This is a genomic window from Alkalilacustris brevis (assembly GCF_003350345.1).
Lineage (GTDB): Bacteria > Pseudomonadota > Alphaproteobacteria > Rhodobacterales > Rhodobacteraceae > Alkalilacustris > Alkalilacustris brevis.
Genome location: NZ_QNVJ01000046.1, coordinates 1 through 23,369, shown reverse-complemented (window position 1 = coordinate 23,369; position 23,369 = coordinate 1). Strand labels below are relative to the sequence as shown.

Genomic DNA, 23,369 nt, shown 5'->3' with positions numbered 1-23,369 from the left:
GGCCGCGCCCGACAATGCCGATGAATGACCCGCGTGCCGCGCGCCTTGCGCTTGCCCTGCGCGAGGAGGGGCTGACCCTGCCGGAAGCAGGTGCCATCTGTGTGCTCGGTCCGCGCGCGGGCGATGACCTGTCGCTGCTGCCGCGCGAGAGGGCGCAACTGGTGCAGGGTTTTCGGCCCGATCACGACGCCCTTTCCCGCGCCGGGTGGCAGGTGGCACCCCGCCTGGAAGAGGGGCGTTTCGCGGCCAGTATCGTTTGCCTGCCGCGCGCGCGGGAAGAAGCGCATGATCTGATCGCTCGCGCGGTTTCCCAAACCGATGGGCCGGTGATCGTGGACGGGCAGAAAACCGAAGGTGCCGATGCTGTGCTGCGCGCCTGCCGTGCGCGCGCCGGGGTTGCGGGGGTGGTCTCCAAGGGGCATGGCAAGCTGTTCTGGATGCCTGCACCCGCGCCCGAAGCGTTCGCGGACTGGCAGGCGCAGCCGCGTCGGCTTGAAGGCGGGTTCGTCACCCGGCCGGGTGTGTTTTCGGCCGATGGGCCCGATCCGGGCTCGATGTTGCTGGCCGGGGCGCTGCCTGCGCGTTTGCCGCCGCGCATTGCCGATCTGGGGGCGGGCTGGGGCTGGCTGGCGGCGCAGATCCTGACGCGCGACGGGGTCGAGGAGCTGCATCTTGTCGAGGCCGGGTTCGAGGCACTGGACTGCGCGCGCGAGAATATCCGTGACCCCCGTGCGCGTTTCCACTGGGCCGATGCGACGCGCTTCGACGGCGCGGCGGGGCTGGATGCGGTGGTCATGAACCCGCCCTTCCACACTGGCCGCAAGGGCGATCCGGCGCTGGGCGTGGCTTTCATCGACGCCGCCGCGCGGCTGCTTGGCCCGCAGGGGCGGCTCTGGATGGTCGCCAACCGGCATCTGCCCTATGAGGCTGCACTTGCGGCCGCATTCAGACGCCACGAGGAAATCGCGGGCAGTTCCGCCTTCAAGGTCCACCTCGCGCAGGGGCCGCGAAAGCCGCCCCCTCGCACAAGGTGACGATCTGGCCTACAGTCCTCCCTCCTGAATCATCACGCGAGGCGACATGAGCTTTTCCATCGAGGGCCGGACGGCTATCGTGACGGGCGCGGCCAACGGGGTCGGGCTGGCGATCGCGCGCCATTTCGTTGCAAACGGTGCGAATGTGATGTTCGCCGATATCGACGAGGATCGCCTTGAAAAGGAAATCGGCGAAGAGGCCCGCAAGGAAGGGCCTGTTCGCTATTTTGGCGGCGACCTGCGTGAGCGGCTGACCATCGCCAACCTGCTTTCGGCGACCATCGACGCCTTTGACCGGATCGACATTCTGGTCAACGCCTCGCGCCAGTGCCTGCGCAGCGACCCCCTGGCAGCCGATGACGGCACGGTGGAGGAACTGCTTCAGCAGAACCTGATGACCAGCCTGCGGCTGAGCCAGGCGGTGGCACGGCGAATGATCCAGCAGGCCGAGCGCGACGAAAGCGACGCGCGCAGTGTCGGCGCCATCGTGAACCTTTCTTCAATTGCTGCGCGACGGTCGCAGCCGGAGCTTCTGGCCTATTCGATCAGCACCGCGGCCGTGGACCAGATGACACGTGCGCTGGCTGTCGCGCTGGCACCGCATCGCATTCGCGTCAACGCGCTGGCCTTCGGCAGCGTGATGAGCGCAAGCCTGCGCGGGCAGATCCGCGAACATGACGACTACCGTGACGAGATTCGCGACAACACGCCGCTGTCGCGCATCGCCGCGCCGGGCGAACTGGCCGAAGCGGCGCAATTCCTGGCCTCGGACGGGGCGGCCTTCATGACCGGGCAGGTGGTCACGATCGATGGCGGGCGCAGCCTGGTGGATGTGGTGGCAGCCCCCGCGCATTGAGTGCGGCGGCACCGGCCCGAATTGCGAGCGCCGCGCGCCGCGGTTGGAGACGCCGCTGCCTTGCCTGCCGGGAATGCCTTCGGCAAGGATATTTTTGCCAAGAAGATGGAGGCGGGGTGCTGTTACAGCCATTCGGTTTTTCGTTGAAACGCCAAATGGCTGTAATCTCCTGTTTTGGCGAAATTTTCGAGCCGCAAGGTGACCCGGCCTGACTTGAAACTGCTTCAGTGACCCTCGAAGGAACAGAGCGTGTGCACCTTCATGCCCAGCGCCTCGAGCCGTTTGCGCCCGCCCAGGTCGGGCAGGTCGATGATGAAGGCGCAGCCGGCGACTTCGGCGCCGAGGCGTTCGATCAGGCGGATGCCGGCCTCGGCGGTGCCGCCCGTGGCGAGAAGGTCATCGACAAGCAGCACGCGGTCGCCCGGTTGCAGGGCGTCGTCGTGGAGTTCCATGACCGCCTCGCCGTATTCCAGCGTGTATTCCTGCGCTATGGTCGTGCCGGGCAGCTTGCCTTTCTTGCGGATCGGCACGAAGCCCACCGAAAGCTGGTGCGCGATGGCGCCGCCCAGGATGAAGCCGCGCGCCTCGAGCCCGGCGACGCAGTCGATCCGTTCGCCGGCATAGGGATGCAGAAGTTGGTCGATGGCCATGCGAAAGCCGCGCGCATCGGCGAAGAGCGTGGTGACATCGCGAAACTGGACGCCTTCCCTGGGGAAGTCCGCGATGGTTCGGATATAATCCCTGACGGTCCTGGTCATTGGCGGTCTCTTGGCTGGGGCTCATTCGCCGGGGCGTTTGAGGGTGAAGACTTCGGTGATACGGGCGTAATCCCTATAGCCCAGCCTGCTGAGCGGCTGGAAGCGGGTGATGTCGAATATTCCATCAATGAGGCAGTCGTCGCGCATGTGGATGCCGGTGACTTCGCCGAAGACTGCGAAATTGGCCCGGCCTTTCAGCGGCACGATCTGTGTCATGCGGCATTCCAGGCTGGCGGGCGCCCCGGCCACGCGCGAGCAGGCGATGGTTTCACAATCGGCGCGGGGCACGTCCGCATGAACGAATTCATCGGTTTCGCGCGGCCAGGGGCCCGACGTTTCGTTCATCCTGTCCCGCGCGGCGTATTCGACGATATTGACGCAGAACACGCCGGTTTCCCGGATATTGGCCACGCTGTCCTTGGTGTCGCCGCGATCCTGCTTGGCACTGACCGAGGCAAACATGACCTGCGGCGGCGCGTAAGCCACCGCGTTGAAGAAGGAATAGGGCGCAAGGTTTTCCGCGCCATCGGCGCTGCGTGTCGCGATCCAGCCGATCGGGCGGGGCGTGACGATGGCGCCGAACGGGTTGTGCGGCAGGCCGTGACCGTCATGGGGGCGGTAGAACATCATGCATCCTTCACGTTTGATCCCGACCTAGCCGCGTGCTAGGGGCGTTTCCAGTCATTTTCCGGGTATGGGCTGGTCGGCGGGCAGGGATTGTGGAGCTACGCGAGGAAAACCCGTCGGACTGGTGGGAGGTCGAGGCGCTTTACGACCTGTGCTTTGCACCGGGGCGCGAGGCGCTGTCGTCCTACCGGCTGCGCGAGGGGGTCGCGCCGGTGGCGTCGCTGTGCATGGTGCTGCGCGACCAGGACAGCCTGGCGGCGGCGGTTCGGTATTGGCCGGTCCGGGTGGCCGGGCAGCGGGTGCTGTTGCTGGGGCCGATTGCCGTGCATCCCACCCGGCAGGGCGAGGGGCTGGGCGGCCATCTGATCGCCGAAAGCCTGCGGCGTGCCCGCGCGCTGGGCTGGGCGCGGGTGCTCCTGGTCGGGGATGCGCCCTATTACGAGCGTTTCGGCTTTCGGCGGCTGCAGGGGGTGCGGATGCCGCCGCCCACGAACCCCGACCGTGTTCTGGGGTTTGAGCTGACGCCGGGCGCCTGGGAAGGTATCACGGGCGATGTGGTCAGGGACGGCGCCGAGATCGGGAAAACATCGCAAAAGTAAAGCTGGCTATTGCGGGTGTGCCCTGGCGTCAGGCCCCGTTATCGGCGGTGTTGTGACTGAACCAGGAGATCACGGCAGGGCGGACGGATTGCACGCCATTGCCCATTTCGGCTTTGATCGTGGCGCGCAGATCATTCAGGTCTATTCGCCGAATCAAATGTTTGACGGGCCCTATCGATGCGGGCCGCATGGACAGGCTGTGCAGGCCGAGCGCGGCGAAACAGGCCGCTTCGATCGGACGCCCGGCATCTTCGCCGCAGAAGGAAAGCGGCGTTCCGGTTTCGGCGCATCGGGCGATGATCTGCTGGATGAATGCCAGAAAACTGACACTCAGCGTATCGTAGCGGCGGCGCACCCTTTCGTTTTCGCGGTCGGCGGCGAAGAAGAATTGCTTGAGATCGTTGCCGCCGATCGAGATGAAATCCGCCATCTCGAAGAACTGCCGGGGCGCGAAGGCAAGGCTGGGCGTTTCCAGCATGGCGCCGATTTCCAGATTCTCGGGCAGCGGATGGCCAAGCCGGTCTTCGCGCTCCATCTCACGCATGACATGGTCGCGGGCGGTGGCGAATTCTTCCGGCTGGGCGACAAACGGAAACATCAGCGTCAGCGGCCGGCCGGCCGATGCGCGGATCAGGGCCTGCAATTGCATGCGCAATATGCCGGGCCTGTCCAGACCGACCCGGATAGCCCGCCAGCCAAGCGCCGGGTTGGGCTCGTCTTGCGGTTTGAGATAGGGCAGAACCTTGTCAGAGCCGATGTCGAGCGTGCGGAACACCACACGTTTGCCCTGCGCCGCGTTGAGCACGCGGTCGTAGATTGCCGCGAGCTCCGACCGGCGCGGCATCTTGTTGCTGATGAGGAACTGCAACTCAGTGCGGAACAGTCCCACCCCGTGCGCGCCCGAGCCGGCAAGCGAGGGCAGGTCGGCCATCAGCCCGGCGTTCATGTGCAGATCTATCGTGGTGCCGCAAAGCGCCTGCGCCGGCTTGTCGCGCAGGTCCTTGTAGCGCTCCTGCGCCTTTGCGTGCATCGCCATCTTGTCACGGAAGGCGGCCGAGATGCTTTCTTCGGGGCGCAGGTGAACGATGCCTTCGGTGCCATCCACAAGGATATGGTCGCCGTTGAGCGCCTCGGTGGTGATATGGTCGGCATTGATCACCAGCGGGATCGCCAGCGCGCGGGCAACGATCGCGGCATGGCTGCCGACAGAGCCTTCTTCCAGCACGATGCCGCGCAGCCGCTGCCCGTAGTCCAGCAACTCGCCGGGGCCGATATTGCGGGCCACGAGCACCGGGTTGAGCGGCATCTCGGCGCCGGTGTCGTTGCCCTGGCCGGTGAGGATGCGCAGCAGACGATGCGAAAGATCGTCCAGATCGTGCAGGCGTTCTCGCAGGTAAGGGTCGGGCACCATCTGCAGGCGCGAGCGGGCGGCGGATTGCTCTTTTTCCACTGCGGCCTCGGCGGAAAGGCCGCGCTCGATATCCTGTTCCATGCGCTTGAGCCAGCCGCGCGAATTCGCGAACATCCGATAGGCGTTCAGAACCTCGTGCTGGTCCTTGTCATGCGCGGGTGCGACGGCGAGCATCTCATCGACGGACAGGCGCAGTTGCCCGACCGCCTCGCGCAGGCGTTCGCGTTCGGTCTCGGGGTCGTCAGCGACCGGGTTGGTGACGACGACGCGCGGCTCGTGCAACCAGACCTGGCCTTCGGCCACGCCTTCCTGTGCGCTGCCGCCGCGCAGCATGACCGCGCGCTGGTGCGGTGCGGCCAGTGCGGCGCCTTCGCCGATAAAGGCACCCAGTTCGGTCATCTCGGCCAGCACCATGGCGACGACCTCCAGCGCGTAAACTTCGTCATCGGAGAATTCGCGCGCCTCCCTGGACTGCACGACCAGGACGCCCAGCCTTTCGCCCAACCGCTGGATCGGCACGCCCAGGAAGGAGGAATAGACTTCCTCGCCGGTCTCCGGCATGTAGCGGAATCCCGCCGCGGCGGGGGCGTCCCCGGTATTGATCGGGATAGCTGTGCGCGCGACCCGGCCCACCAGCCCTTCTCCCAGGCGCAGCCGGGTCTGATGCACCGCCTCGGGCTTCAGCCCTTCGGTGGCGCACAGTTCCAGTGTTTCGGCGTCGCGGAACAGATAGATCGAACACACCTCTGTGCGCATCGAATCGGCGATGATCGTGGTGATGCGATCTAGCCGCTCCTGACCTTCGCCAGGCTCGGCCAAAGAGTCGCGCAGGCGGCGCAGCAGCTTGCGGCTTTCGGTTTCATACCTTTCGGGCATTTGCTCCCGACGCTGTTAATTTGCCTTGGCCGCCAGCTCCGGTTGGCCGGCCTTGTCCAGTTCGAAGGCATCATGGAGCGCCTGCACCGCGAGTTCCATGTATTTCCGTTCGACCAGGACAGAAATCTTGATTTCCGATGTGGTGATGACCTTGATGTTGATCCCTTCGGAGGCCAGTGCCTGGAACATGCGCGCGGCCACGCCGGCATGGCTGCGCATGCCGATACCCACGACCGAAATCTTGGCCACCTCGGTATCGGCGATCAATTCGGCAAAATCGATCTGGCCTTTCTCCCGGGCGGCCTGAAGCGCCTGTTCGGCACGTGTGACCTGGGGTACCGGGCAGGAAAATGTCATGTCCGTGCGCCCCTCTTCCGAGATGTTCTGCACGATCATGTCCACGTTCACCCCCGCCTCGGCCAGCGGGCCGAAAATGGCCGCGGCGATGCCGGGGCGGTCGGCCACGGCAGTGAGGGTCATTTTCGCCTCGTCGCGCGAATAGGCGACACCCGAGATTACGCGTGATTCCATGATGTCCTCCTCGCCGCAGACGATGGTGCCTGAACTTGCGCCGGTTTCCTCGAAGCTTGACAGAACGCGCAGCGGCACATTATAGCGCATGGCCAGCTCGACCGAGCGGGTCTGCAGAACCTTGGCGCCCAGGCTGGCCAGTTCCAGCATTTCCTCGAAGGCAATGCGTTCGAGCCGCCGCGCCTTGCTGCAGATCCGCGGGTCGGTCGTGTAGACGCCATCGACATCGGTGTAGATGTCGCAGCGTTCCGCTCCGAAGGCTGCGGCGAAAGCCACTGCAGTGGTGTCGGAACCACCCCGGCCAAGCGTGGTGATGCGCCCTTCGGGGCTGATGCCCTGGAAACCGGCCACCACCGCGACTTTCATGCCATCGGCGAATTTGCCGTCGATATTGGCGCGGGGGATTTCCTCGATCCGGGCGGCGCCATGGGCTGAACTGGTGCGCACCGGCACCTGCCAGCCCTGCCAGCTGCGCGCGGGCACATCCATTTCCTGCAATGTAAGCGCCATCAGCCCGGCGGTGACATTCTCGCCCGAGGAGACCACCGCGTCATATTCCCGCGCGTCGTAAAAGGGCGCGATGGAGTCGACCCAGCCGACAAGCTCGTTGGTGCGCCCGGCCATGGCCGAGACGATTACGATCACGTCAGAGCCGTTTTCGACCTCGCCGCGCACTTTCTCGGCGGCGGCCTTGATGCGGCCGGGATCTGCCACCGAGGTTCCGCCGAATTTCATCACCAGGATCGGCATGGTGTGTCTCTGCCAAGGGTTGCGTCAAGCGCGTCTCATAGGCGTCAGCCGTGGCGGACGCAAGGGCCGGGCAGCCGCTGTGCCGGGCGTGCGCCTTCCGGATCGGTGTGGTGCCCGCGGCGGGTGGCGGCTGCCTTCGGCGAGGATATTTTCACCACAGTGAAGAGACAGGCGGCGCGCCCGGGAATGCCGGGCCTAGTTTGCCTTGCGGCCGGGCAGGAAGGGCAGGGGTGCGATCGGCACGCCCTCTTCGATCAGGGCGCGGGCCTCGTCGAGACGGGCCTCGCCGTGAATCGGGCGCTCGGGGGCGTCCCCTTGATGAATGCGCCTTGCCTCGGTGACGAAACTTACCCCGACATATTCGGAGTTTTTCTCGATCGCGCGCCGGATTCGGGCAAGTTCTGCCGCAGGCGTGTCGGGCCTGGGCGCAAGGCGACCCGGGGTCTCCGGGCGCGCGGGGGCGGCTGCTGCGGGTGGCGTCGGCCCGGCCGGACCGGCGGCGGCCTGGCGCGCCGGGCGCACCTGCGGCGCCATCAGCGCCTTCTCGATGCGGGCGTCGCCGCAGACGGCGCAGGTCAGATGCCCGCTGTCATTGAGGGTGTCGAAAGCGGCGGCCGATTTGAACCAGCTGTCAAAACTGTGGCCCTTGCTGCATTTCAGGGAATAGAGGATCATCGAGCGTGCTCCAATAAATCCTGCTGAAACTATTCATTTCGGGGAGGAAATCAAGCATGGCATCGGGCTTGCGGGGGTTTGCCGGCGGTTGTGCCAAAGCGGCGCGCTGTGCGAGAAACTGCGTGTGCGTGCGGTGGCGGAACCTTGCGCATGCCGGATGCCGAGACACAGCTTGTTGCGTGAGGCAGGCATGATGATCCGCGCTTTTGTCGCCCTTATCTTGCCTGACGAGGTGTGCGACCAGCTTGCCGGGCTGCAGGCGGAACTGCCCGCCGGGCGGATCGTGCCGCGCGAGAACCTGCATGTCACGCTGGCTTTTATCGGCCGCCAGCCCGAGCCGCTTCTGGCCGAGCTTGACCTGACGCTTGCGGCCATTGCCGCGCCCGCGCTGTCGCTGCGGATCGAGGGGGTGGGCGGTTTCGGGCCGGGGCCGCGGCCGCGCAGCATCCATGCCGTGCTGCGCCCCGACCCGGCGCTGGACGGGCTGCGCCGCAAGGTCGAGAACGCGGCGCGCGGGCTTGGCATCGCGCTGCCTGCCCGGCGCTTCGTGCCGCATGTGACGCTGGCGCGGCCCAGAGCTGGCCGGGTTGATCCGCCGCGGCTGGAGCGCGCGCTTGCCGCGGCGATGGATTTCAGGCTGGGGCCGTTCACGGTGCACGCGTTCGCGCTCTACCAGTCTCTGCCGGGGCGCGAAGGACCGGTTTACGAGGTGCTGGCCAGCTACCCGCTGGGCCGGGACGGAGCCGCGCCTATTCCATGCTGAAGCCCTTGCCGCGCACGAAGGCACCGAAAGCATCGCGCAACGGTTCGGCATATTGCCGGGCCTTGTCTTCAGACCAGCCGTAGCTGTCGCTGTGGCCCCAGCGGGCCTCGGCGCGCTGGCGGGTGGCGGGCTGGAGGGCGGCGCGGCGCTGGTCGTAGCTGTCGATCTGCTCTTGCAGCCCCGCCTCGGAAAAGCGGTTGCGGTGCAGCGTGGCCTCGAGGGGCAGGCGGGGGCTGATCTGGCCGGGCTCCGCAGGCCAGCCAAGGCAGAAGCCGGCATAGGGGATCACGCGCTCGGGCAGGTCCAGCCATTCGGACAGATCATCGGCGAAGTTGCGGATCTCGCTGATCGGGCAGCCGCCCAGCCCTGCGCTTTCCACCGCGATCTGGAACCAGGCCAAGGCGATGGCCGCATCGCCGATGCTGTTGAACAGAAGATCGAAATGATCGTTGGGGAAGGGTTTGTCGCGCCACGCGGCAATCTGTGGCAGGCGCCGGCCATTGGCGCAGAACACCACGAAGGCAGGCGCCTCGTGCATCCAGGTCATGCGCGGCGTGCGTTCGGCGATGCGGGCGCGGATTTCCGGGTCATCCACGACGATGATGTCGCGCTGCTGAAGGTCGCTCTTGGAGGGGGCCGAAAGCGCGCAAGCGCAAAGCAGGCGCAGAAGGTCGTCGGGCACGGGACGTTTCTCGAACCGGCGATGCACCCTGTGCCCGGCCATATGGGCAAGCAGGCTGGCGCCGGCGCCGGGGAGAGCGCCGCCCCGCAGGGTTGTGCCGAAACGCTCGGCAAGGTCGCGAATGATCTGATCCTGCTCGGCGGTTCGGGTCTGTTCGGGCATTTTGTTCCTCCTGCGGGGTGTCACCTGGCGTATTCATGCCCACTATATTCATGGTCCGGACAATCGCGATCACGAAAGAAGCGAGGCAAGATACGCCCCATAGCCCGTCTTGCCGAACAGGTCCGCCCGCGCGCGCAGTGCGGCGCGGTCGATCCAGCCCTTGAGATAGGCAATCTCGTCGGGGCAGCCCATTTGCAGGCCCTGCCGCGCCTGAAGCGTGCGCACGAAATTGCCCGCATCGAGCAGGCTTTCATGGGTGCCGGTATCCAGCCAGGCGTAGCCACGGCCCATCGTCTCGACCGAGAGCAACCCCTCGGCCAGGTAGCTTTCCAGCAGGTGGGTGATTTCCAGCTCGCCTCGGGCCGAGGGGCGGATACCCGCTGCGCGTTCGGGCGCGCTGCCGTCAAGGCAGTAAAGCCCGGTCACGGCATAGTTCGAGGGTGGCTGCACGGGTTTCTCGATGATGCCGCGCACTGTGCCCTCGGCCGAGAAATCGACCACGCCATAGCGCTGCGGGTCGGCCACGCGATAGCCGAAAACCGTGCCCCCCGACGGCCGCGCGGTGGCCCGCGCCAGCAGTTCGGGCAGGCCGTGGCCAAAAAACAGGTTGTCGCCCAGCACCATGACCGAGGGCGCGCCGGCCAGAAAATCCTCGGCCAGAAGATAGGCCTGCGCCAGCCCCTCGGGGCGGTCCTGCACGATCCAGGTGAAGTGCAGGCCCCATTGCCCGCCATCGCCCATCAGACGCCGGAACTGCTCCTGATCCTCCGATGTGGTGATGATGGCGATTTCGCGAATGTCCGCCAGCATCAGTGCCGACAGTGGGTAATAGATCATTGGCTTGTCATAGATCGGCAAGAGCTGTTTCGACACGCCCATGGTGATCGGCCAGAGCCGCGTGCCCGAGCCACCGGCCAGGATGATGCCCTTGCGCTGTATCATGCGTCGCCTTTCGGTCGATCCCTCTGTATTGGCCCTGGCCGGAGTTGCGGGGCTTCGCCCACCGTTCGGGGATTCAGGGGCCATTGGGTTTGTATAGAACCTTCTGCCGGCAGTAAAAGGGGCTGGCCCGCCGGTTTCAACGCAGCCAGAGGTTGCGGTTACGCAGGATCTTGCGCAGCCGGGCCTCGGGGCGGGGCAGGTTGTCGCGGTCGAAATCGTCGCGCAGGCGGCGGCCCTTGCCGTGGTAGATCATCTTGCGGAAAGGATCGTATTGCTTGAGCACCTTTTTGATCTTGTTGGGGGCCGCGATTTTCTCGAGAAGGTCGACCACTGCGTCGCCTTCGCGGGCGTAAAGCAGCGGCAGCGCGCGCCAGTGGCAGGTGATGCGCCCATCCATCAGCCCCGCAGGCAGAGTGTCGCGCCCGCCGCCTAGGCTGTGGATTACCAGCGGTAGTGCCACCTGGTCGAGCCAGGGGTCGAGCGGCTGGCAAACCAGCTCGGGCGGTGGGTCGTCGCGGATGGCGCAGGCATATTCGGCAAAACGGCGGCCAAATTCATGCGGGCAGCGATAGAAGAAGAACCCGGCGTTGAAATAAAGGTATCGGCGCCAGTATTCGGCGGGCTGGGACAGGTCGAGCGAGCTGTCGAAATCCAGCCCGAACCGGTCATAGAGCGATTTCCAGATGGCGGTGTAGCCGGGGCCGTAAAGCTCGATCTGCGGCCAGGTGCCTTCCCGGCGCAACGAGGCGGTGGGGCAACTGAAGTCGAAGGGTACTTCGGACAGCGGCGCCAGCACCAGCGTGTCGGTGTCGAGAAACAGAAACGGCTCGCCTGGGGGCAGGGCCATCAGCGCCTCGATCTTGTTGCCGTGGGGATAGGCGGCACCGAAATGCCTGTTCTCGAATGGCAGAAACCGTGCGCCAAGCCCCTCCAGCAGGGCGCGGGTTTCCGCGTCGGCGATGCGCGGGTCTTCAGGCCAGAGCGGGCCGGGCTGCGGCTCGGCCAGCCAGAGCCTGTAGCTGCCTGGCGGGTTGGTCTGCGCAAGGCTGGCGGCGAGCAGCACCGCCTCGTATTGCAGCCGCCCGGCCTGCGCCACCGCGAGGATGTTGAGGCCACCCCCGGCCTTTTCTGCCTGTATCACGATATGGCCGACCCTGCCCTGCTGCGCATCGCTGCGAAGTATAGCCGCCGCGCCGGCAGCCGCAAACCCGCTATGGGCGCGCGGACGAATCACTGGCGGCTATAGGCCTGCAAGTCGCCGCGTGTTGCACTCGGCGCCAGTAAGGGAATTTTCGCCGCGCGGCAGCATCTTTTCGCAAACTGCCCAAAATTTGACAGATTCGAACCGACCCAAAGACCTGATTGTTCAATGTGTTTTTTATGACCGGCGGAGGCTGTTTACAGGTTTTCTTCAAAATCAGTGAAGAAATTTTCAAAAAAAATGAGTAAAAAAAGAGGGTTACGAAATTATTGACGAATGCGCTACAATGGCGTGAGGAGTGAGAGTCCAGATACCCCTGCATGGGGCGGAACGGGCGTGGCGGGGCCGAATCCCGCCAGATGACGGAGGAGCTATCCATGAGTGCACAGGGCCAGACCGATTCGACCAAGCTTTACCCTGCATCGGAAGAGTTTGCGGCGAAGGCGCATATCGATGCCGCCGGCTACGAGAAGATGTATGCCGCTTCGGTGAGTGACCCGGAGGCTTTCTGGGCCGAGCATGGCAAGCGGGTCGACTGGATCAAGCCCTTCAGCCGCGTCAAGAATACCAGCTTCGAATTTGGCAAGGTCGATATCCGCTGGTTCGAGGATGGCACGCTCAATGTCGCGGCCAACTGTGTCGACCGGCATCTGGCGACGCGGGCCGATCAGACAGCGATCATCTGGGAGCCGGACGACCCCAGCGAGCCCGCGCAGCACATCACCTATCGCGAACTGCACGCCCAGGTCGGCAAGATGGCCAACGTGCTCAAGGCGCTGGGTGTCGGGCGCGGCGACCGGGTGGTGATCTACATGCCGATGATCCCCGAGGCCGCCTACGCGATGCTGGCCTGTGCGCGGATCGGTGCGATTCATTCGATCGTCTTCGCGGGCTTTTCGCCTGATGCACTGGGCGCGCGCGTGAATGGCTGCGACGCCAAACTGGTGATCACCGCCGATACCGCCCCGCGCGGTGGCCGGCGCACCAAGCTCAAGGACAATGTGAACCAGGCACTGCTGCACGATACCGACGATGTGAAATGCCTGGTCGTGCGCCGCACCGGCGACCAGATCGCCTGGCGCGACGGGCTTGATTACTGGTGGCATGAGGAGGCCGGGAAGGTCAGCGCCGATTGCCCGCCCGAGGAAATGGGCGCCGAAGACCCGCTGTTCATCCTTTATACATCGGGCTCGACCGGTCAGCCCAAGGGGGTGGTGCACACCACAGGCGGCTATCTTGTCTATGCCGCGATGACGCACCAGTACACGTTCGATTATCACGATGGCGATGTCTTCTGGTGCACGGCCGACGTCGGCTGGGTGACCGGCCACAGCTACATCATCTATGGCCCGCTGGCCAATGGCGCGACCACGCTGATGTTCGAGGGGGTGCCGACCTGGCCGGATGCAGGGCGGTTCTGGGCAGTATGCGAAAAGCACAAAGTCAGCCAGTTCTATACCGCGCCCACCGCGATCCGCGCCCTGATGGGGCAGGGCAACGAATGGGTCGAGAGACATGATCTGTCCAGTCTGCGCCTACTGGGCACCGTGGGAGAGCCGATCAACCCCGAGGCCTGGAACTGGTACAACACGGTCGTCGGCAAGGGCCGCTGCCCGATTGTCGATACCTGGTGGCAGACCGAGACCGGCGGGCACCTCATCACACCACTTCCGGGCGCGATTCCCGCCAAGCCGGGCAGCGCCACGAAGTCCTTCTTCGGTGTGCAGCCGGTGGTGCTGGAGCCCGAGTCGGGCCGCGAGATCACCAGCGCCGAAGCCGAGGGCGTGTTGTGCATCAAGGATAGCTGGCCGGGGCAGATGCGCACGATCTGGGGCGATCACCAGCGTTTTCAGGATACTTACTTTCAGCAGTACAAGGGGTATTATTTCTCGGGCGATGGGTGCCGGCGCGATGGCGACGGCTATTATTGGATCACTGGGCGTGTCGATGACGTGATCAACGTCTCGGGCCACCGGATGGGCACCGCCGAGGTCGAAAGCGCGCTTGTGGCTCATGCAAAGGTCGCCGAGGCCGCTGTGGTGGGCTATCCGCACGACATCAAGGGCCAGGGGATCTATGCCTATGTGACCCTGATGTCCGGCGAAGAGCCCAGCGACGCGCTGCGCAAGGAGCTGGAGGCCTGGGTGCGCCAGGAAATCGGGCCGATCGCCAAGCCGGACTTGATCCAATGGGCGCCGGGCCTGCCCAAGACCCGTTCGGGCAAGATCATGCGCCGCATCCTGCGCAAGATCGCCGAGAATGACTATGGCGCGCTGGGCGACACTTCGACGCTGGCCGATCCGGCGGTGGTCGATGATCTGATCGCCAACCGCATGAACCGGGGCTGAGCCGATGGCGGGAGGAGCATCGAGATCGGCGCCCCGGGTGGTGATCCTTCTGGGGCCGCCGGGTGCCGGCAAGGGTACCCAGGCAAGGCTTCTGGAGGAACGCTTCGGCCTGGTTCAGCTTTCCACCGGCGACCTGCTGCGCGCCGCCGTGTCCGAGGGCACCGAGGCCGGGCAGAAGGCAAAGGCGGTGATGGAGGCCGGCCAGCTTGTCAGCGACGAGATCGTGCTAGCCGTGCTCAAGGATCGCATGGCAAAGCCCGACACGGCCAGGGGCATCATTCTTGATGGCTTTCCGCGCACCGAAGGGCAGGCGCGCGCGCTCGATGCGCTGCTGGCGGCGCAGGGGGCCGAGGTGACGGTGGCCATATCGCTCGAGGTTGATGACACCGCGATGGTGGGCCGTGTGGCGGGCCGCTTCACCTGCGCAGGCTGCGGCGAAGGCTATCACGACGAATTCAAACCCCCGCGCGGCGATGGGGTTTGCGACAAATGCGGCGGCACGGCGTTCACGCGCCGCGCCGACGACAATGCCGAAACTGTGCGCGAGCGGCTCACGGCCTACCACGCGCAGACGGCACCGCTGATTGCCTATTACCAAGGCAAGGGCGTGTTGCGGCGAGTCGATGCGATGGGAACGATCGACAATATCGCCGTGGCAATGGCCGAGGCCCTTGAAAGGGAATCGGCCTGAGGGAACCCGCGCCCCCCTTTGTGAGAGGGGAGGGGGCGCGGGCGTGGAGGAAACCTGCGCCCTGTGAGAGGGGCGCGGGCACCAGCAACCCAGGGAGTAACATCTCATGTCGGACAAATCATCCTCGAATGCCTACTGGCAGGCGAACCTCCGGATCATCAAGATTTGCATGGTGATCTGGGCGCTCGTCTCGCTGGGCTTCGGCATTCTGCTTCGCCCGTTGATTTCGGGCATCCCCGTCGGCGGGACGGATCTTGGCTTCTGGTTCGCCCAGCAAGGCTCGATCCTGGTCTTCATCGCGCTGATCTTCTTTTACGCGACCTACATGAACCGGCTCGATCGCGAGCACGGCGTGGACGAGCAGTAAGGAGCGCCCGGCATGGATCAGTTTACAATCAACATCATCTTCGTCGGCGGTTCGTTCATGCTCTATGTGGCGATTGCCATATGGGCGCGCGCGGGCACGACCTCGGAGTTCTACGCAGCCGGCCGCGGGGTCAACCCGGTGGTCAACGGCGCCGCCACTGCGGCCGACTGGATGTCGGCGGCCTCGTTCATCTCGATGGCGGGTCTCATCGCCTTCGTGGGCTATGACAACTCGACCTTCCTGATGGGCTGGACGGGGGGCTATGTGCTTCTGGCACTGCTTCTGGCGCCCTACCTGCGCAAGTTTGGCCGCTACACCGTGCCCGAGTTCATCGGCGACCGGTTCTACAGCCAGACCGCCCGCATGGTGGCGGTCATCTCGCTCCTGGTCATGTCGATCACCTATGTGATCGGTCAGATGGCCGGGGCGGGCGTGGCGTTCTCGCGCTTTCTGGAAGTGGATGCCACCACCGGCCTTATCATCGCAGCAGCGGTCGTATTCGCCTACGCGGTGCTGGGCGGCATGAAGGGCATCACCTACACCCAGCTTGCACAGTACTGCGTGCTGATCACCGCCTACACCATCCCGGCGGTGTTCATCTCGCTGCAGCTCACCAACAACCCGATCCCGCCGCTGGGCCTGTTCTCGACCCATGTGGAATCCGGCATGCCGCTTCTGGCCAAGCTCGACGAGATCGTGCAGGAGCTGGGCTTCCGCGACTACACGTCGAACCATGGCAGCATGCTCAACATGACGCTGTTCACGATCTCGCTGATGATCGGGACCGCGGGCCTGCCGCACGTGATCATCCGCTTCTTCACCGTTCCCAAGGTGTCGGACGCGCGCTGGTCGGCAGGTTGGGCGCTGGTGTTCATTGCGCTGCTTTACCTGACGGCTCCGGCCGTGGGTGCCATGGCGCGGCTGAACATCATGACCACGATCTACCCGGATGGCACGGACAGCCAGCCTATCTCGTATGAGGAACGGCCGGACTGGATGCGCACATGGGAACAGACGGGTCTTCTGGCCTTCGAGGACAAGAACAACGACGGCCTGATCCAGTACTACAACGATGCCTCGCCCGAATTCGCCGCCATCGCCGCAGAGCGTGGCTGGGAAGGCAACGAGATGGTGCGGTTCAACAACGACATCCTCGTTCTGGCCAATCCGGAGATCGCACAATTGCCCGGCTGGGTGATCGGTCTGATCGCGGCCGGCGGCCTTGCGGCGGCACTGTCCACGGCGGCGGGTCTGCTATTGGCGATTTCGTCGGCGGTCAGTCACGACCTCATCAAGTCGACGATCAACCCCAATATCAGCGAGAAGGGCGAGCTTCTGGCCGCGCGGATCTCGATGGCGGGGGCGATCGTGGTGGCCACCTATCTTGGGGCCAACCCGCCAGGCTTTGCGGCGCAGGTGGTGGCGCTGGCCTTCGGGCTTGCTGCTTCGTCGCTCTTCCCGGCGATCATGATGGGGATCTTCTCCAAGAAGATGAACACCGCAGGTGCCGTCACCGGCATGCTGGTGGGGCTTGGTTCGACCCTGCTCTACATCTTCACCTATCTGGGCTGGTTCTTCATCCCCGGCACCAACATGCTGGAGAACGTACCGGCCAACTGGCTGTTCGGCATCTCGCCGCTCTCGTTCGGGGCGGTTGGTGCGGCGCTCAACTTCATCGCAGCCTATGTTGTGATGAACATGACCAAGGAGCCGCCGGAAGAGATCCAGGAACTGGTGGAAAGCATCCGCGTGCCGCGCGGCGCCGGTTCGGCCCAGAGCCACTGAGCAATATCGGCCGGGCCGGGCAGGCAACTGCCCCGGCCCGGTCCACCATGAACAAGGGATGCGCCCGCCGGTCCTCGCTGGCGCATCCGCCCCCCTCCATCCCGGAGCCTGGTGTCATGGACAGCGCCCAAGAGACGATCATCGCCTTTCTGGAAACGGTGCATCCTTACGACAGCCTTCCACGAGATGTGCTGACACGGGTGGCGGCGCAGTTTCGCCGCAGGGAATACCCCGAGAATTCTGAAGTTTACGCCGCGGGCGAGCCGCTTTCAGGCCTCTACCTGGTCAAGCGAGGCGCGGTCGAGGTGCTGGACCCCAATGGCGCGCTCGTCTCGGTGCTGGGGCCGCGCAACAGCTTTGGCGAACGCGGCCTGCTGCGCGACGGGCTGGCCATGACCAGCGCGCGCACCACGCGCGACAGTGTGCTGCTGATGCTGCCCAAGGCCGAATTGCGGCGGCTGATCGACGAATACCCCGCGTTCGAGCGCTTTTTCAGCCGCGCACGGCAAAGCGCGGGCCACGGTGCCGATCTGGCCACGACCAAGGTATCGGAACTGATGGCGCGCAAGCCGCTGACTTGCGACCCCGAAACCCCGGTGGCCGAGGCCGCGCGCCTGATGCGCGACAACAATGTCTCTAGCCTAGGTGTGGTCGAGGGCGATGGCGAGGCCGCGCGCCTGACCGGCATCGTGACGACGCGCGACCTGACAGCGCGGGTGCTGGCCGAGGGGCTGGATGGCTCCACCCCCGTGGGGCTGGTGATGACCCCCGATCCGCTGACCCTGGCGCCCGGGTCGCTGGGCTCGGACATCCTGCACATGATGCTCGAACGCCGCATCGGACATCTGCCGGTGGTGGAAAACGGCGTGCTGCGCGGCATGATCACACAGACCGATCTGACGCGGTTCCAGGCGGTGTCTTCGGCGCAGCTTATCCGTGATGTCGCGACCGCGGATACGGTTGAGGAAATGACCGAGGTCACCGAGCGTATACCCCGGTTGCTGATGCAGTTGGTGGGGGCGCATAACGCCCATGAGGTCGTCACCCGGCTGATCACCGATATCGCCGATGCAGTGACGCGGCGGCTGCTTGTGCTGGCCGAGGCCAGGCTTGGCCCCCCGCCGGTGCCTTACCTGTGGCTGGCCTGCGGCAGCCAGGGCCGGCAGGAACAGACCGGCGTGTCGGATCAGGACAACTGCCTGTTTCTCGACGATGCCGTGCGACCCGACGACATGGATTATTTTGCCCGGCTCGCGCGTTTCGTCTGCGACGGGCTGAACGCGGCCGGGTATTTTCATTGCCCCGGTGACATGATGGCGACCAACCCGCGCTGGTGCCAGCCGGTGCGCGTGTGGCGGCAGTATTTCCGCAACTGGGTGGAAACCCCCGACCCCGAGGCGCAAATGCTGGCCAGCGTGATGTTCGATCTGCGCCCGATCGGCGGCACCTCCAGCCTGTTTCGCGATCTTCAGGCCGAGACGCTGGAAATGGCATCGCGCAACTCGATCTTCGTGGCGCACATGATCTCGAACTCGCTCAAGCATCAGCCGCCGCTTGGGCTCTTGCGCGGCTTTGCCACGATCCGCTCGGGCGAGCACCGCAACCATATCGACATGAAGCTGGGCGGGGTGATCCCGATTGTCGATCTGGGCCGCATTTACGCGTTGCAGGGGCGTCTGAGCGAGGTCAACACCCGCGCGCGGCTGCTGGCGGCCGAAGAGGCAGGGGTGGTCAGCGTCTCGGGGGGGCGCGACCTGATCGAGGCCTATGACATGATTGCCAGCATGAGGCTGGAAAGCCAGGCCGCGCTGGTGCGTTCGGGCCGCAAGCCTGACAACTACCTTGCGCCGTCCGACCTGTCGGATTTCGAGCGCAGCCACCTGCGCGATGCCTTCGTCGTCGTGCGGACGATGCAATCGGCGCTGGGCCACGGAAAGGGTGCGCTTGGCTGAAACTGGCCAGCGCCAAAGGAGTGCAACGAATGCTTCTGGAACTCATTGCCACCGTCGTCATGGGCTTTGCCGCTGCCGGCTGCGTCCTGATCCTGAACTGGATCCTGGGCGGGCGGCTGCCGAAATGGCTGATCCCTCTGGCGGCCGGGGCGGGCATGATCGGTTTCATCGTGTGGTCGGAATACAGCTGGTCGAGCCGGATCATCGACACCCTGCCCGAAGAGGTCAGCGTGGTGTCGCAAAACGAGGTGCGCAACTGGTATCGCCCCTGGACCTATATCTGGCCGCTGACCAACCGCATGACGCTGGTCGATCACCGTTTCGACCGCCGCAACGAGGCTTTCCCAGACCATGTGCTGACCGCCGTGGTGCTGATGGGCCGTTGGGAGCCGGGACGGCAGGTTCCGGTCGTGTTCGACTGTGCGCAGAGCCTGCGCGCCGATATGAGCGCCGATGTGGTCTTTACCGATGACGGCGCGCTCGAGGGGGCCGACTGGCTGCGCCTGCCCGAGGATGATCCGGCCCTAAGGGCCGTCTGCGACCGGGAGTGACACAGAATGACCGCGCCGGCAAAAACCATTCTGGTGATCGAGGACGAGGACAACATCGCCATTGCGCTGGATTACCTGATCAGTCGCGAGGGGTACGCTCAGGAGCGCATGTCGAGCGGCGCGGGCGCACTCGAGCGCATCCGCGAGCTGCGCCCCGATCTGGTGCTGCTGGATGTCATGCTTCCGGGGCAGTCGGGTTACGAGATCTGCCAGCAGGTGCGCATGGACCCGGCGCTTGCGGATGTGCGCATCCTGATGATGACGGCGCGGGGCTCGGCGATTGAGCGTCGCAAGGGGCTGGCCATGGGGGCGGACGGCTTCATCTCGAAGCCCTTCGAGCTGAAGGAGTTGCGCGACGAAGTGCGACGCATCCTGCATGGCGATGGCGGCGCGGCCGATAATGGAGGTGCTGCCGGGCATGGTTGAACGTCTTGGCCTGCGGCTGCGCATCTTCCTGTTCTTCGCGGCGCTCGCGGCGGGCAGCCTGATCGCACTGGGGCTGGGGCTGTTCATCGGCTACCGCCGCCTGGACATTCCCGAGACGCTGGCAGCTTTCATCCAGGGCGGTGTGCTCGCGGCTTTCGCCATCGTCGCGCTGCTGGCCTGGGTCTGGTATCTGTTCGACACCCATGTGGCCCGCGCGATCGAGTCTGTCGCTGCCGCGATCCGTGCCCGCGCCCATGCCGAAATCGAGGGAGACATCGACCGCACCCCGGCGCGCTACCTTGGTGATCTGGCTCCGGCTGCGGCGGCTGTTGCGCGGCGGCTTTCGGAAACCCGCAACGCGCTGGCAGAATCGGTGGCGCGCGAAACCACGCGGCTCTCGGCCGAAAAGGCGCGGCTCGAGACATTGCTGGCCGATGTGCCCGTGGGGGTTGTGCTATGCACCGGCGAGCATGAAATCGTTTTCTACAACGGGCAGGCGGTGGATTTCCTGGGCACCGGGCAGGCGCCGGGGCTGGCGCGAAACCTGTTCGATTACCTGCGCGACGGGCCGGTGCGCCACGCCTATCGTCGCCTTGCCGAGGCGGGCGATCCTGACGCCGTGACCGACCTGCTGTGCACCACCACCGGCGCGGCGCGGGTCCTGGCCGGGCGGATGCGGGTGTTGCGCCGCCGCGAGGAAAGCGTGGCGCCAGGTTACGTGCTGACCCTGCGCGACGTTACCGCCGATCTGGCGGCACATGGCGCGCGCGAGGCCCTGCTGGCCGAGGTGTTCGACCGGGTGCGCCGGCTGGCGGCGAACCTGCAGACGGTGGTGGGGGTGCTCTCGGAAGACCCGGACATGCGCGGCGCCGAGGATCTGAACGCCGCGATGCTGCAAGAGGTGCAGGCGCTGAGTGCGGCCATCACCGATTTGGCGCGTCGCTATGACGCCGGGCGGACCGACTGGCGCCCGCTGGGCCAGACCCGCAGCGCCGATCTGATCGACAGCCTGCGCGCGCGGGTCGAGGCGTTGGGCGCCACGCTGGAGACCGACAGCCCCGATCTGATCCTGCGTTGCGACGGGTTCGAGATGGTCGGGTTGCTGGCCGCGCTGGCCGGGCGGCTGGCGGAAGAACAGGAGGCGGGCCATTTCCGAATGAAGATCATCGAAGAGGATGGCCCCGGTGCGGTGCTTGACCTGGAATGGCAGGGTCAGCCGCTGGGCGTGGCGCGGCTTGAGCGCTGGCTCGATGCGCCGCTTGAGGTGGGGATGCCCGAATTCACCGGCCGCACCGTGCTGCACAACCACGGCACCGAGATCTGGCCCGAGGCGCGCGCTGATGGCTGGTCGGCGCTGCGGATGCCCATTCGCGAGGCGCGCCGCGCCGGGCGCCGCCCGCCGCCCATCAGCCGCGCGGTGGTCTATGATTTCGAGCTGCTTTCAAAGGCGCGCAACGCCCGTGTGGCCGACAGCCGCCTGGAAGACCTGACTTATGTGGTGTTCGACACCGAAACCACCGGGCTTTCACCCGCCAGCGACGAGATCGTGCAGATCGCGGGCGTGCGGCTGGTCAATGGCCGCCGGGTCGAGGGCGAGGTGTTCGAAACCCTGGTCGATCCGGGGCGGCCGATCCCGCCCGGCTCGACCGAAATCCACGGGATCACCGACAGCATGGTGAAGGGAGCGCCAAGTATCGCCGAGGCTGGCGCGGCCTTTCACCGTTTCGCGCAAGGGTCGGTGCTGATCGCGCATAACGCGCCTTTTGATATGGAGTTCCTGCGCCGCCACGAGGCAAATATCGGCGCAAGGTTCGAACATCCGGTGCTCGATACCGTGTTGCTTTCAGCAGTGATCTTCGGCCAGCAGGAGGCGCATTCGCTCGATGCGCTGAGCGCACGTCTGGGCATCACCATCCCGGAAGAGGCGCGCCACACCGCGCTGGGCGATACGGTCGCCACGGCGGATGCCTTTCTCAAGCTGCTGCCGATGTTGCAGGCCCGTGGGTTTGTGACCTTTGGCGATGTGCTGGCCCAGATGCGCAAGCACGGGCGGCTGCTCAGGGATCTCAACTGAACCGGGGGACGCATTTCGCGCGTGTCTGCCCTTGTCGTGGGGCGGGGATTTGCCCTCGCTCTTGTAGCGACGGTGCGCTATGAGTTAGTTTAATATTGAACTAACGCGAAGCGCGACGGGGAATCTCGCATGGCTGCACGAAAATCTTCCAAGAAATCAAATATCTCGAAAGAGGAACTGCTGCATTACTACCGCGAAATGCTTCTGATACGGCGATTCGAGGAGAAGGCCGGGCAGCTTTACGGGATGGGGCTGATCGGCGGTTTCTGTCACCTCTATATCGGGCAAGAGGCGGTTGTCGTGGGGCTCGAAGCGGTGGCGGAAGAGGGCGACAAGCGCATCACCACCTATCGCGACCACGGGCACATGCTGGCCTGCGGGATGGACCCGAAGGGCGTCATGGCCGAGCTGACAGGCCGCGAGGGCGGCTATTCGCGCGGCAAGGGCGGATCGATGCACATGTTTTCCAAGGAAAAGCATTTCTACGGCGGCCACGGGATTGTCGGGGCCAATGTCCCGCTTGGCGCGGGGCTTGCCTTTTCGGACAAGTACAAGGGCAACGACCGCGTCACCTTCACCTATTTCGGCGACGGCGCGGCCAACCAGGGCCAGGTCTATGAGACCTACAACATGGCCACGCTGTGGGAACTGCCGGTGATCTTCGTGATCGAAAACAACAAATATGCCATGGGCACCAGCGTGCAGCGGGCCACGCGCTCGGCCTCGCTGTGGGAGCGGGGCGAGGCCTATGGCATCCCCGGGGAAGAGGTCGACGGCATGGATGTGCTGGCGGTCAAGGCTGCCGGCGACAAGGCCGTCGCGCACTGCCGCGCGGGCAAGGGGCCATATATCCTTGAGGTCATGACCTATCGCTATCGGGGGCATTCCATGTCGGATCCGGCGAAATATCGCACCCGCGACGAAGTGCAGAAGATCCGCGAGGAGCGCGACGCCATCGAGCATGTGCGCGAGCTTCTGCTGACCGGCAAACATGCCAGCGAGGACGAGCTGAAAGAGATAGACAAGGAGATCAAGGAGGTGGTGAACGACTCGGCCGAATTTGCCAAGGAAAGCCCCGAGCCGGATGTCTCGGAACTCTATACCGACATCTACGCCGAAGCCTGAGGGGAGGGGACAGACATGGCAACCGAAATTCTGATGCCCGCGCTCTCTCCCACCATGGAGGAAGGCACGCTTGCAAAATGGCTGGTCAAGGAAGGCGACACCGTATCGTCGGGCGACATCCTGGCCGAGATCGAGACCGACAAGGCCACGATGGAATTCGAAGCCGTCGATGAAGGCACCATC

The 23,369-nt window shown here is 65.1% G+C and carries 22 protein-coding genes; 14 read left to right on the top strand and 8 right to left on the bottom strand.

Features of this window, described 5'->3' with window-relative positions; all coding sequences use genetic code 11:
- The first annotated feature begins 20 nt into the window (after positions 1-20).
- Entirely contained in the window at positions 21-1,034 is a 1,014-nt protein-coding gene (locus tag DQ229_RS06255) for a class I SAM-dependent methyltransferase (RefSeq protein WP_114965426.1), read from the top strand.
- A 46-nt stretch (positions 1,035-1,080) separates the two neighbouring features.
- On the top strand, positions 1,081-1,890 hold the full coding sequence (locus DQ229_RS06250) for an SDR family NAD(P)-dependent oxidoreductase (RefSeq protein WP_114965406.1): 810 nt from the start codon (positions 1,081-1,083) through the stop codon (positions 1,888-1,890).
- A gap of 224 nt (positions 1,891-2,114) precedes the next feature.
- Here DQ229_RS06250 and DQ229_RS06245 read toward each other — a convergent pair whose 3' ends face one another.
- Both DQ229_RS06245 and DQ229_RS06240 read right to left on the bottom strand, forming a co-directional pair.
- On the bottom strand, positions 2,115-2,648 hold the full coding sequence (locus tag DQ229_RS06245; RefSeq protein WP_114965405.1) for an adenine phosphoribosyltransferase: 534 nt from the start codon (positions 2,646-2,648) through the stop codon (positions 2,115-2,117).
- A gap of 21 nt (positions 2,649-2,669) precedes the next feature.
- Positions 2,670-3,275 carry a flavin reductase family protein gene (locus tag DQ229_RS06240; RefSeq protein WP_114965425.1) on the bottom strand — a complete coding sequence of 202 codons (606 nt, stop codon included), beginning with the start codon at positions 3,273-3,275 and terminating at the stop codon, positions 2,670-2,672.
- A gap of 89 nt (positions 3,276-3,364) precedes the next feature.
- On the opposite strand from DQ229_RS06240, the gene DQ229_RS06235 reads away from it, so the two are divergent.
- Entirely contained in the window at positions 3,365-3,874 is a 510-nt protein-coding gene (locus DQ229_RS06235; protein WP_114965424.1) for a GNAT family N-acetyltransferase, read from the top strand.
- Positions 3,875-3,902: 28 nt separating this feature from the next.
- Here DQ229_RS06235 and ptsP read toward each other — a convergent pair whose 3' ends face one another.
- The 3 genes from ptsP to DQ229_RS06220 form a co-directional block, all read right to left on the bottom strand.
- Positions 3,903-6,161 carry a phosphoenolpyruvate--protein phosphotransferase gene (ptsP, locus tag DQ229_RS06230; protein WP_114965404.1) on the bottom strand — a complete coding sequence of 753 codons (2,259 nt, stop codon included), beginning with the start codon at positions 6,159-6,161 and terminating at the stop codon, positions 3,903-3,905.
- A 15-nt stretch (positions 6,162-6,176) separates the two neighbouring features.
- Positions 6,177-7,442, bottom strand: coding sequence for an aspartate kinase (locus DQ229_RS06225; RefSeq protein ID WP_114965403.1), 1,266 nt, complete (start codon positions 7,440-7,442; stop codon positions 6,177-6,179).
- Between the two features lie 195 nt (positions 7,443-7,637).
- Positions 7,638-8,117 (bottom strand): DUF1178 family protein, encoded by a 480-nt coding sequence (locus tag DQ229_RS06220; protein ID WP_114965402.1) that lies wholly within the window; start codon positions 8,115-8,117, stop codon positions 7,638-7,640.
- Between the two features lie 157 nt (positions 8,118-8,274).
- On the opposite strand from DQ229_RS06220, the gene thpR reads away from it, so the two are divergent.
- Positions 8,275-8,880 (top strand): RNA 2',3'-cyclic phosphodiesterase, encoded by a 606-nt coding sequence (gene thpR / locus DQ229_RS06215; protein ID WP_238380977.1) that lies wholly within the window; start codon positions 8,275-8,277, stop codon positions 8,878-8,880.
- Here the strand turns inward: thpR and DQ229_RS06210 are convergent.
- The 3 genes from DQ229_RS06210 to DQ229_RS06200 form a co-directional block, all read right to left on the bottom strand.
- Positions 8,867-9,724, bottom strand: a complete 858-nt coding sequence (locus DQ229_RS06210) for a nitroreductase family protein (RefSeq protein ID WP_114965401.1) — start codon at positions 9,722-9,724, stop codon at positions 8,867-8,869. The genes thpR and DQ229_RS06210 overlap by 14 nt on opposite strands.
- A 69-nt stretch (positions 9,725-9,793) precedes the next feature.
- Positions 9,794-10,666, bottom strand: a complete 873-nt coding sequence (gene rfbA / locus DQ229_RS06205; RefSeq protein WP_114965400.1) for a glucose-1-phosphate thymidylyltransferase RfbA — start codon at positions 10,664-10,666, stop codon at positions 9,794-9,796.
- A gap of 136 nt (positions 10,667-10,802) precedes the next feature.
- Complete coding sequence (locus DQ229_RS06200; protein ID WP_420796856.1) at positions 10,803-11,807, bottom strand: hypothetical protein; 1,005 nt, start codon at positions 11,805-11,807, stop codon at positions 10,803-10,805.
- A 437-nt stretch (positions 11,808-12,244) separates the two neighbouring features.
- Between DQ229_RS06200 and acs the strand changes: the two genes are divergently transcribed.
- The 10 genes from acs to DQ229_RS06150 form a co-directional block, all read left to right on the top strand.
- Positions 12,245-14,215, top strand: coding sequence for an acetate--CoA ligase (gene acs, locus DQ229_RS06195; protein ID WP_114965399.1), 1,971 nt, complete (start codon positions 12,245-12,247; stop codon positions 14,213-14,215).
- A 4-nt stretch (positions 14,216-14,219) separates the two neighbouring features.
- Positions 14,220-14,906: an adenylate kinase gene (locus tag DQ229_RS06190; RefSeq protein WP_114965398.1), complete on the top strand. Its 687-nt coding sequence runs from the start codon at positions 14,220-14,222 to the stop codon at positions 14,904-14,906.
- Positions 14,907-15,012: 106 nt separating this feature from the next.
- Positions 15,013-15,273 (top strand): DUF4212 domain-containing protein, encoded by a 261-nt coding sequence (locus DQ229_RS06185; protein ID WP_114965397.1) that lies wholly within the window; start codon positions 15,013-15,015, stop codon positions 15,271-15,273.
- A gap of 12 nt (positions 15,274-15,285) precedes the next feature.
- Entirely contained in the window at positions 15,286-17,058 is a 1,773-nt protein-coding gene (locus tag DQ229_RS06180; RefSeq protein ID WP_114965396.1) for a sodium:solute symporter family protein, read from the top strand.
- 116 nt (positions 17,059-17,174) lie between these two features.
- Positions 17,175-19,010, top strand: a complete 1,836-nt coding sequence (locus DQ229_RS06175) for a DUF294 nucleotidyltransferase-like domain-containing protein (RefSeq protein ID WP_114965395.1) — start codon at positions 17,175-17,177, stop codon at positions 19,008-19,010.
- Positions 19,011-19,039: 29 nt separating this feature from the next.
- Positions 19,040-19,561 carry a hypothetical protein gene (locus DQ229_RS06170; RefSeq protein ID WP_114965394.1) on the top strand — a complete coding sequence of 174 codons (522 nt, stop codon included), beginning with the start codon at positions 19,040-19,042 and terminating at the stop codon, positions 19,559-19,561.
- 6 nt (positions 19,562-19,567) lie between these two features.
- Positions 19,568-19,987: a response regulator transcription factor gene (locus tag DQ229_RS06165; protein ID WP_114965393.1), complete on the top strand. Its 420-nt coding sequence runs from the start codon at positions 19,568-19,570 to the stop codon at positions 19,985-19,987.
- A complete protein-coding gene (locus tag DQ229_RS06160; RefSeq protein ID WP_114965421.1) occupies positions 19,980-22,061 on the top strand; it encodes a 3'-5' exonuclease in 2,082 nt (693 codons plus the stop codon). Before DQ229_RS06165 ends, DQ229_RS06160 begins: the two co-directional genes overlap by 8 nt.
- A 129-nt stretch (positions 22,062-22,190) precedes the next feature.
- Positions 22,191-23,186 carry a pyruvate dehydrogenase (acetyl-transferring) E1 component subunit alpha gene (gene pdhA, locus DQ229_RS06155; RefSeq protein WP_114965392.1) on the top strand — a complete coding sequence of 332 codons (996 nt, stop codon included), beginning with the start codon at positions 22,191-22,193 and terminating at the stop codon, positions 23,184-23,186.
- 15 nt (positions 23,187-23,201) lie between these two features.
- Positions 23,202-23,369, top strand: a 168-nt coding sequence (locus DQ229_RS06150) for a biotin/lipoyl-containing protein (RefSeq protein WP_114965391.1), incomplete at its 3' end; no start/stop codon positions are given.

Bases quoted from the DNA above. Each gene is read 5' to 3' on its own strand.
- DQ229_RS06255 (WP_114965426.1), top strand. From the start codon at position 21: ATGAATGACCCGCGTGCCGCGCGCCTTGCGCTTGCCCTGCGCGAGGAG.
- DQ229_RS06250 (WP_114965406.1), top strand. From the start codon at position 1,081: ATGAGCTTTTCCATCGAGGGCCGGACGGCTATCGTGACGGGCGCGGCC.
- DQ229_RS06245 (WP_114965405.1), bottom strand. From the start codon at position 2,648: ATGACCAGGACCGTCAGGGATTATATCCGAACCATCGCGGACTTCCCC.
- DQ229_RS06240 (WP_114965425.1), bottom strand. From the start codon at position 3,275: ATGTTCTACCGCCCCCATGACGGTCACGGCCTGCCGCACAACCCGTTC.
- ptsP (WP_114965404.1), bottom strand. From the start codon at position 6,161: ATGCCCGAAAGGTATGAAACCGAAAGCCGCAAGCTGCTGCGCCGCCTG.
- DQ229_RS06225 (WP_114965403.1), bottom strand. From the start codon at position 7,442: ATGCCGATCCTGGTGATGAAATTCGGCGGAACCTCGGTGGCAGATCCC.
- DQ229_RS06220 (WP_114965402.1), bottom strand. From the start codon at position 8,117: ATGATCCTCTATTCCCTGAAATGCAGCAAGGGCCACAGTTTTGACAGC.
- thpR (WP_238380977.1), top strand. From the start codon at position 8,275: ATGCCGAGACACAGCTTGTTGCGTGAGGCAGGCATGATGATCCGCGCT.
- DQ229_RS06210 (WP_114965401.1), bottom strand. From the start codon at position 9,724: ATGCCCGAACAGACCCGAACCGCCGAGCAGGATCAGATCATTCGCGAC.
- rfbA (WP_114965400.1), bottom strand. From the start codon at position 10,666: ATGATACAGCGCAAGGGCATCATCCTGGCCGGTGGCTCGGGCACGCGG.
- acs (WP_114965399.1), top strand. From the start codon at position 12,245: ATGAGTGCACAGGGCCAGACCGATTCGACCAAGCTTTACCCTGCATCG.
- DQ229_RS06190 (WP_114965398.1), top strand. From the start codon at position 14,220: ATGGCGGGAGGAGCATCGAGATCGGCGCCCCGGGTGGTGATCCTTCTG.
- DQ229_RS06185 (WP_114965397.1), top strand. From the start codon at position 15,013: ATGTCGGACAAATCATCCTCGAATGCCTACTGGCAGGCGAACCTCCGG.
- DQ229_RS06180 (WP_114965396.1), top strand. From the start codon at position 15,286: ATGGATCAGTTTACAATCAACATCATCTTCGTCGGCGGTTCGTTCATG.
- DQ229_RS06175 (WP_114965395.1), top strand. From the start codon at position 17,175: ATGGACAGCGCCCAAGAGACGATCATCGCCTTTCTGGAAACGGTGCAT.
- DQ229_RS06170 (WP_114965394.1), top strand. From the start codon at position 19,040: ATGCTTCTGGAACTCATTGCCACCGTCGTCATGGGCTTTGCCGCTGCC.
- DQ229_RS06165 (WP_114965393.1), top strand. From the start codon at position 19,568: ATGACCGCGCCGGCAAAAACCATTCTGGTGATCGAGGACGAGGACAAC.
- DQ229_RS06160 (WP_114965421.1), top strand. From the start codon at position 19,980: ATGGTTGAACGTCTTGGCCTGCGGCTGCGCATCTTCCTGTTCTTCGCG.
- pdhA (WP_114965392.1), top strand. From the start codon at position 22,191: ATGGCTGCACGAAAATCTTCCAAGAAATCAAATATCTCGAAAGAGGAA.